This window comes from Bradyrhizobium altum, from assembly GCF_020889705.1.
Classification (GTDB): Bacteria; Pseudomonadota; Alphaproteobacteria; order Rhizobiales; family Xanthobacteraceae; genus Bradyrhizobium; species Bradyrhizobium altum.
Genome location: NZ_JACMYP010000115.1, coordinates 20,913 through 27,123, shown reverse-complemented (window position 1 = coordinate 27,123; position 6,211 = coordinate 20,913). Strand labels below are relative to the sequence as shown.

Genomic DNA, 6,211 nt, shown 5'->3' with positions numbered 1-6,211 from the left:
CTCCGCAAGGGCCTCGTTTGGAGATGTGTGCATATCGTAGGGTCAAGCCGGGCGATAACACCGTTCAGGGGTGCTGAGGTCACGTCAAGGGGTGCTCAGGTCACGCAGCGGCCGGGCTGCAGCAGCTTGGCCACTTCGGTCAGGACGCTGACCACGGGCTCGCAGGCCACCTTGCGTGTGTCGCCGGGGCGCGCACGCGCCGGCGCTGCGGGATGATTGCGGGCCTCTTCCCGCGCCACGGGAACACGGACCAGGACCGACGTATCGGGAAGCCGATCGAGCTTCAGCGCGACGGTCCGGCTCGGCAGGCCGGTCATCGGAACCGCGGCACGATCGGTCTTGGCGGCGCGATTGACCGCGCTCTCCGGCGCCAATTGGGTGGTGACCTGCTGCCCGCCAATGAGATCATGGCCGGACGCGAGCTGGACCGCGCCAAGCGTCAACCCAGCCGCCAACGCAGCGAAAATTCCCTTTTGAATCTTTGACATGGTGATGTCCCTCGCCCCATGGAAATTCCCGTTGGCGATCACGGACACAACGCGAGCGAAACCTGTGAGGTTCTCGCGTCCGGCCATCACTTAACCGTGTACGAAAAATTTTGATTCGCGCGGAACGAGTCCGGGGGTCTGCGAGTCATTGGAGGAGCCGGTTATTCCCCCTGCCCCATTGACCGGCGACGTAGGGCGCGACCGTGGTGATGCCGGTCGCGCCCTGCTCTTTTTTCGGCCGTGCCGCGAACGATGCGTCAGCCGGCCTGTCACTCAGCCGTCGCAATTGAAGCCCGGCGCTGAAGGAGCGGTCCTTCCGCCGAGCGAGAGGACTGTCTGCTTCAGGCATTATCGTTCGATGGCATGTCCTGGGATCGAACGACCGTCACTTCACGGCATGACAGGCAACGACCGACGTGAAACTTGATTCCAGTCGTCTGGTCGTCGACGAGCATCAATTCGCTCAAGGGCTCGCCGCATTTGCAGGTGACCGTTTTCTTATCGGCAAAATACATCTGACGTCCTCCATAAGCCTGGAGATTTCATCTCATCGCGTCATTGGGGCGAACTCGCTTGCGCTCGCCCCCTCGCTTCGGCTTCTCGGTCTGTCAGATCCGTGCAATCCGGACGATGGATGCGGCTCACTGCGCTTATTTCGCAGCGGATGGCTTCCGTGATTCCGCGGCTTCACGCGCCTGCCGCTCGGCCTTGAGGCGGTGGAAGTTGTTGTAGAACGCCTTCTCGTGGGCGAGGTGCTCCTTCATCGCCTGCGATGCGTCTTGCTGACGCTGCTCGCTACGAACCTTGCGCTGCTGGGGAGTAAGATTCATACGGCCTCCAACTAAGTTCTTGAATCAACGCTGGATTCAACGCACGAGGCCGGAAAAGGTTGCACCCCGGAAGGAGCTGGATTTATTTGCGCAGGCTCGCCCAGACGCCGCCGAGGATCAGCAAGCCGCCAACCAGGTGGATCAGCTTCGGCGGCTCGCCAAGGATGATCCAGGACAGCAGCGCGCTTGCGATCGGCGCGACGTAGAGCACGAGCGACGTCCGCACCGAGCCGAACCTTGCGCCGAGCCAGGCGAAGCCGGCATAGGCGATCAGGCCTGGGACGAGGCCGGCGAAGACATAGGCCTCGAACGCCCTGACGTTGAAAACCTCCGCCGGCGTGGCCCACATCTCCAGGAGCGCGGGCGGCAGCGAGCACAGCGCGCCGGCCGCCGAGAACAGGCTGACCCGCGCCAGCAGCGAGGCGCGCGGCGCGACGCGCGATTGCACCAGCGTATAGCCGGACCAGCCGAGCATCGCGCACACCACCAGGAGATCGCCCCAAGCCGCGCTCGATTGCGTCAGCGTTTCCAGATGCCCGCCCGAGACGATCAAAAGCGCACCGGCGAGCGCCAGCGCCGTGCCCAGCCATTGCAGCGGACCGATATGCTCGATGCCGAGCGCGGCCGAGATCAACAGCACCATGATCGGCGACAGCGCGAAGATCAGTGCGATATGGATCGCGGTGGTGGTGATGCCGGCGATGTAGACCGGGCCGCCGCACAGGAACATGCCGAGGAAGCCCGCGGCGAAGATCGGCCAAAGATTCTGCGCCAGCGGGATCTTGCCGTCCCGGATTGCCGCGATCGCAAACGGCGCAACACCGATGGCGATAATGCTCCAGCGGAAGAAGGCCAGCGAGAACGGCGGCACCGAGCCGGCCAAGCCGCGCGCCAGCACCTGATTGGACGCCTGCCCGACCGCGACCAGGATGAACCCGGTCAGCGCGACCGCGTCCTCCCAGCCCGGGGCCGGGCGGCCGACCTGACCTTTCGGCAGCTCTGCATCCATGACACCGCCCCCTCAGCCGGTGCACGTACAGCCAGGACGGCTTCCGTCAGCGCGCCACTTGCCGCGGCACGCCCGCGCTATTGCTCCGCCGCCTCGCGCTCCATGTCGCGGCCGGACATATCCTCGCCCTGCATGTTGGCGTATTCGCGCGCCATCTCGCGCATCAGGAATTTGGCGGGAACGTCGTGATAGGTGCCGTGGTCGTTGATATACTGCATGTAGGCGCGCCCCGTGCCATCGAACGAGTGCAGCAGCGCATCCGAATGGCCGTCGAAATCGAGCGGCTTGACGCCGAGCTTGGCGCACAGCGTGTCGTTGAAGGTCGGGGTCGCCTTGCGCCAGGCGCCGTCGACGAACACTTCGGTGAAGCCGTGCCAGGTGAACAGGTCCGACCCCATGCTCTGGCGCAGCTTCTCGGTGGTGAGATGGTTGCGGACGTCGGCGAAGCCGACCCGGGCCGGGATGCCGTGGACGCGGCAGGCCGCGGCATAGAGCGCTGCCTTGCCGACGCAGTAGCCGTTGCCGGCGGCGAGCACGCTGGAGGCCCGGTAGCTCTCGGGCGAGCGCATGCTGACATAGGGGTTGTAGCGGATGCCGTCACGTACCGCGGTGTAGAGCCGGCTGGCCTTGTCGCGCGCGCTGGCGTCGGCCGCCACGGCTGCGCGGGCGAACGCCTCGACGGCGGGATGGTCGCTGTCGACATATTCGCCGGGGTCGGTGTAAAGGCGGCTGATCGTATCGGGGAGGTGCTCGGTCATGGCGCAACCTTAGCAAGCCATGTGGGCAGTTCAATGCGGCGGGTGCAGCCTTCTTGCAGCCCTGCCCCGCCATAGCTCTCTTCCGTTCCGATTGAATCGGAACGGGGCTCCGGATTGCAGTTTTGACGCGTTTTCTTGACGCGAACCGGCGGCCATCCCGCATCGAGCGCGGGACAGGCTTCGCTCGAAAACACTCTAGTTCCTGAAGCGTTCGTCCCACTGCGGCGGCCGGTAGCTGCGCCGCTTGGCCTTGAAATATTCGCGTGCGAAATGGATGCCGATCCCGATCAGGAACGGCGGGGCGAGCGCGGCGGCGATCATCAGCGCGGTGATCGACTTCGGCGTCAGGATGTCCAGCACCATCGACGCCAGCAGCCACAGCGTGGCAGCAATCACCGCGACGTCGACATGCTTCATTCCCCAGTCTTTCCTTGATCCCTGACCACGATCCGGGTTCCATCCTACCGGCTGCCCCCGCGCGCGCCAAGGATTCCGGCGGCAGACGATACCTCCAGCCCTTCACTTTTTTGGAACGGTGCCCGCGCGGACTGAATGACTATCCGCGCGCCGGCCGCCGTTCGACTGTCTAGGCCGCGAACGCCCGCACCAGCAGCAGGCCGGCGAACAGCGCGAGGATCGAGAGCGCAACGGAGGCCGCGATGTAGGCAGCGGCCGGCCATAGCTCGCCCCGTTGCATCAACACGATCGCATCGAGCGAAAAGGTCGAGAAGGTGGTGAAGCCGCCGCAGATGCCGACGGTGAGAAACACCCGCACCGCCTGGCTGACATTCCAGGTCAGCGCGAAGGACTCCGCGAAGACGCCGATCAGGAACGAGCCCACGATATTGATCACCAGCGTGCCCCAGGGAAATCCGGTGCCGACCAGGCGTCCCGCGCCGACCGCCACCAGATAGCGCGCGACCGATCCCAGCAAACCGCCGATCGCGACCGCCGCCAACAACTGAACGCTCAAGATTCTGCCTTTCCGCCCTGCCACTCGGCGACGCCTGTCATAAGCCCAACAACGAAGGTCGCGGCGATCAGCTCGCCCGAGGCGCCGACCAGCAGGGCGACGACACCGACGAGCCAGATCGACCCGACCAGCGACAATGCGATTGAGAGTGACCCGGGAAGACCCGTCATGCTCTGCCCCTTCTCATTCGCGGGGCACGCTGCGGATCGGCGGTGGCGTATGCTCCTACCGAAGCTGTCGCGCCCGGTAGGAGTCATCAGCCTTGCGGCGCTTATCGGGGGACTCCATCCCCATCAACGCAGGGATGGTAGGCAAACGGAGCAGCGGGAGCAAGTGGGCGTCCCGCGCCGGTGTTGGTTCACTCGCTCATCGACAGCATCGCGTTCAGCTCGACGGCGGTCCGCAGCTGCTCAATCCGCGCGGCGATCTGTTCGCGCTTGGCGCCGCGCGGCAATTCCGCGAGCTCGCTCTCGAGCCGCACCCGGTGTTCTTCGAGGCGCTGTTCGAAGGTGTGGGGTTCAGATCGCTTCCGCTTCCGAATCGTCTTCTGCATCACTCACCCTTGGCGGTTGCAGACCGGGACTGTTGGCCCAGCGGTCCAGTTGATCGATCACCCGAGCGTGGCTCGGGCGCCGCGGTTCCGGCTCCTCGGACAGCTTGCGGGGCAGCTTGACGTGGTTGGTCATGGCGTCACTCCCGCCAGACAACGGAGGGGCAGCCGGATCGTTCCCTTAGTTTTTCTTGTAAGCTATTGATTTTATTTGATTAACTTACTCAATCGGCGCTTTTATCTCAAGCTGTGGAACCCACCGCGAATTGGTTCGTTTAGCAACTTACTCAACTAACTAATTTTGGGCGATTTGCGATGAATGAGCTTCGCGCTGAACGTCTTCAAGTCATGCTCTCCCCTGAAGAATTATCGGCTCTCGACGATTTCCGCTTCAGGCACCGCATGCCAACCCGTGCCGCGGCGGTGCGCGAGCTGCTCAGGCTCGGTCTGGCCGGCAACGGTGTCGATGGAGGGGCCGGGGTGAAGTCGAGCGAGTATGGGGTGTTTAACCGGGGGCCGGATGGCCACACCCAAGGGGACGCGCCGCAACAGGAGTGACGGGGCGTTGGCGCTGATGCGGCGGTTCAGCCGGCGACGAAGAGGTCCACGACCGCTTTCAGCGTGCAGACCACAAGCGCCGAGGTGAACATCGCCGTACCGAGATCTGCGAGATAAAGCAGCTGCGCCTTCTGCTCCGCATCAAGCCGCGCGATCGCCTTGCGCATGGCCAAGCTCCCTTTTCAGGAGAACGCGTCGCGTGAACGTCGGTTCCCTCGGCCGCCTTCTCACGCCCGCTGCAGCGCCAGCGTCACGCCGCCAAGCGTCAGCGCCATCGCGCCGATCTCGCGCAACCCTTCCGATACCTCTCCGTCAGGCAAAGGTGCCGATCGAGACCCGCGGCCAGCCCTCGCTTTTCCGCGCGGCGGCAAGCTTGCTTGTCCAGGCATCGATCAGGCTTGCGATGAGGAGACGGCCGGTGCCGCGCATGTCGGGCAGTTTCATGGTCGGCGTGCCGAGCGCGAGCGCGATCACGCCGTGCACGGCCGCAAGCAGGGCGGTTGCGAGCCGCGGCGGCAGGCCGGACGCCGGCTCGGCGCCATGCGCCGCGAGATACTCCCGCACTGAGATCACGAACAGCTCGTAGCTGCGGCGGGCGATCTCGGTCTCGCCGAAATAGACGCCGTCGGGAAAACGGCGGTCCTCGACCGTGCCGGACATCGAGAACAGCGAGCGGAAGTGATCGGGATTGTCGGCCCAGTAGTCGAGATAGGTTTCCATCACCCGCCGCAGCCGCGCATCGCTGTCGGCCGTCTGCGCGCGGACCCATTCGAGCCGTTCGGCAACCGCCTCGAGATTCTGCTGCTTCACCGCGAGCAGCAGCAACAGCTTGGTCGGATAATATTTGAGGACGGTGCCCTTCGAATAGCCGATCGCATCGGCGATCTTCTGGATCGAGACGGTCTCGAGCGTGCCGGCGGCGAACTCCTTGCGCGCGGTCTCGAGGATCAACGCCTTCAGCGCCTCCTTGTCGGCCTCCTGACGCGCCCTGCGCTGAAAGCGCCGCGCACCCTTGCTGGATCGCTCCTCGATCGACATCGCCGTC

Annotated in this window: 13 protein-coding genes and 1 riboswitch; of the genes, 1 reads left to right on the top strand and 12 read right to left on the bottom strand. The window is 64.6% G+C overall.

The window, feature by feature from the left end; genetic code table 11:
- Nucleotides 1–95 precede the first annotated feature (95 nt).
- The 10 genes from H8B02_RS25545 to H8B02_RS25505 form a co-directional block, all read right to left on the bottom strand.
- Nucleotides 96–488 (bottom strand): hypothetical protein, encoded by a 393-nt coding sequence (locus H8B02_RS25545; RefSeq protein ID WP_229168797.1) that lies wholly within the window; start codon nucleotides 486–488, stop codon nucleotides 96–98.
- Nucleotides 489–829: 341 nt separating this feature from the next.
- Nucleotides 830–1,003, bottom strand: coding sequence for a hypothetical protein (locus H8B02_RS25540; protein WP_176528905.1), 174 nt, complete (start codon nucleotides 1,001–1,003; stop codon nucleotides 830–832).
- 135 nt (nucleotides 1,004–1,138) lie between these two features.
- A complete protein-coding gene (locus H8B02_RS25535; protein WP_212314197.1) occupies nucleotides 1,139–1,318 on the bottom strand; it encodes a hypothetical protein in 180 nt (59 codons plus the stop codon).
- A gap of 82 nt (nucleotides 1,319–1,400) precedes the next feature.
- A complete protein-coding gene (locus H8B02_RS25530; protein ID WP_229168796.1) occupies nucleotides 1,401–2,327 on the bottom strand; it encodes a DMT family transporter in 927 nt (308 codons plus the stop codon).
- A gap of 77 nt (nucleotides 2,328–2,404) precedes the next feature.
- Nucleotides 2,405–3,085 (bottom strand): transglutaminase-like domain-containing protein, encoded by a 681-nt coding sequence (locus tag H8B02_RS25525; RefSeq protein WP_229168795.1) that lies wholly within the window; start codon nucleotides 3,083–3,085, stop codon nucleotides 2,405–2,407.
- Between the two features lie 195 nt (nucleotides 3,086–3,280).
- Entirely contained in the window at nucleotides 3,281–3,502 is a 222-nt protein-coding gene (locus tag H8B02_RS25520) for a hypothetical protein (protein WP_092118943.1), read from the bottom strand.
- A 169-nt stretch (nucleotides 3,503–3,671) separates the two neighbouring features.
- The gene (crcB, locus tag H8B02_RS25515) at nucleotides 3,672–4,058 is read right to left on the bottom strand and encodes a fluoride efflux transporter CrcB (protein ID WP_229168794.1); all 387 of its coding nucleotides are present in this window, start codon (nucleotides 4,056–4,058) and stop codon (nucleotides 3,672–3,674) included.
- Nucleotides 4,055–4,228, bottom strand: a complete 174-nt coding sequence (locus H8B02_RS25510; RefSeq protein ID WP_229168793.1) for a hypothetical protein — start codon at nucleotides 4,226–4,228, stop codon at nucleotides 4,055–4,057. Before H8B02_RS25510 ends, crcB begins: the two co-directional genes overlap by 4 nt.
- Before the next feature lie 70 nt (nucleotides 4,229–4,298).
- A riboswitch (Fluoride riboswitch) is annotated at nucleotides 4,299–4,359 on the bottom strand.
- A 57-nt stretch (nucleotides 4,360–4,416) separates the two neighbouring features.
- Nucleotides 4,417–4,539: a hypothetical protein gene (locus H8B02_RS48130; protein ID WP_283842239.1), complete on the bottom strand. Its 123-nt coding sequence runs from the start codon at nucleotides 4,537–4,539 to the stop codon at nucleotides 4,417–4,419.
- A gap of 37 nt (nucleotides 4,540–4,576) precedes the next feature.
- Nucleotides 4,577–4,744, bottom strand: coding sequence for a hypothetical protein (locus H8B02_RS25505; RefSeq protein ID WP_229168792.1), 168 nt, complete (start codon nucleotides 4,742–4,744; stop codon nucleotides 4,577–4,579).
- Between the two features lie 179 nt (nucleotides 4,745–4,923).
- Here H8B02_RS25505 and H8B02_RS25500 point away from each other — a divergent pair, with 179 nt between their 5' ends.
- The gene (locus H8B02_RS25500) at nucleotides 4,924–5,166 is read left to right on the top strand and encodes a hypothetical protein (RefSeq protein WP_229168791.1); all 243 of its coding nucleotides are present in this window, start codon (nucleotides 4,924–4,926) and stop codon (nucleotides 5,164–5,166) included.
- A gap of 26 nt (nucleotides 5,167–5,192) precedes the next feature.
- On the opposite strand, the gene H8B02_RS25495 is transcribed toward H8B02_RS25500, so the two are convergent.
- Together H8B02_RS25495 and H8B02_RS25490 are read right to left on the bottom strand one after the other, a co-directional pair.
- Entirely contained in the window at nucleotides 5,193–5,333 is a 141-nt protein-coding gene (locus H8B02_RS25495; RefSeq protein ID WP_173643732.1) for a hypothetical protein, read from the bottom strand.
- A gap of 145 nt (nucleotides 5,334–5,478) precedes the next feature.
- Entirely contained in the window at nucleotides 5,479–6,204 is a 726-nt protein-coding gene (locus tag H8B02_RS25490; RefSeq protein WP_229168790.1) for a TetR/AcrR family transcriptional regulator, read from the bottom strand.
- Between the last annotated feature and the right edge of the window lie 7 nt (nucleotides 6,205–6,211).